Origin of the sequence: Streptomyces sp. NPDC002055 (assembly GCF_040296705.1) — a bacterium.
In the GTDB taxonomy this organism is placed as follows: domain Bacteria; phylum Actinomycetota; class Actinomycetes; order Streptomycetales; family Streptomycetaceae; genus Streptomyces.
The window spans coordinates 1-1,113 of record NZ_JBEOXS010000161.1; the positions used below are offsets into that span (position 1 = coordinate 1).

Annotated in this window: 2 protein-coding genes; both read right to left on the minus strand. The window is 35.3% G+C overall.

From position 1 onward, the window contains the following. The coding region (locus ABT112_RS35285) for a DUF1351 domain-containing protein (protein WP_351515844.1) at positions 1–623 on the minus strand (623 nt) is incomplete at its 3' end. A 1-nt stretch (position 624) separates the two neighbouring features. Next, positions 625–1,113, minus strand: a 489-nt coding sequence (locus tag ABT112_RS35290) for a recombinase RecT (RefSeq protein ID WP_351515845.1), incomplete at its 5' end; no start/stop codon positions are given.

Sequence of the window (1,113 nt, forward strand, 5' to 3'; positions counted from 1 at the left end):
CTATCAAGCATTCTAATATACGGTGTACTAGTTATATTGTTTCCGAAACAAAAGTCTGAAATACTTTGTTTTGCAGATTTGTATTCAGCAATCTTTTGCTTTTCACCATCAATGACATAAGTAATAGAATCAATAAGCTGTTTTTTAGGCTTAATATCATTAAAGTTTGATGATTTGGCCCAATCATCAACAAAGTTTTCAAAGATTCGTGAATCTACTTCTGTGTCTGTTGTCAGTTCAACCAATAATTCATGAACAACTTTTTTTCTTGATTCTTTTTGCTCAGCTTCAATTTTTTTGATTCCTGCATCAATTGTTTCAATGACTTTTTCCATTGGAGCAATCGCTTTTTTGTACCAACGTTCAAACTCTGCGTAAGGGGCATTAATTGATTTTTTAATCTCTTTACGTCTTGTTTCAATCTTAGTAATTAGTTTATTCAAGCTCGCCCGAGTTTTTCTATCAACCGTTAAATTTTCTACGCTTGGAACGTGGCCGGTATATTCTGCAACGACTCGATTGATATATTCTTTGAATTTTTCTTCTTCAAGAATATTTATAACGGCTGGCTTAAAATCAATCTCGATATCCTTGACTTCTTCGTTTTCAATAACTGCACTCATTTTAGAATCCCTCCAAAGGCTCTTCATCAATAACTTCGCCAGTTTCTTCAACAACTTCTTTTTGAGGTTGAGCTTTTTCTTTCAACTCTTCAATCTTCTTTGCTGCGTAGTCTTCTTTATCAAAAGACTCGATTTGAGCACGATCAGGCTCTTTAACTCCATTCACTTCACGAGGTTCTTTTTCTGGCTCAGGAAACTCTTCTTCGCCATAAGTTCCTGAAAACTCGGCAGGAAATGCCATTCTCAACGCTTGACTTTCGGCTACTTTTCCAAGCATTGTACATGGTTTATTAGTCCACATCTTATTAGGGTGTCCATCTTTCATTTGAACGTATTCATCATAAGATACCGCAACATATACTGGGATTTCTGTGTTTTTTAAATGAACTCTAGCCCATGCACCAACTAATTCTTGTTCATGAGTTTTGAATGTTCCTTCGTTGTGTTCAAGAACTCCATCTTTGTTAAGTACAATCACTCCAACTTCAAT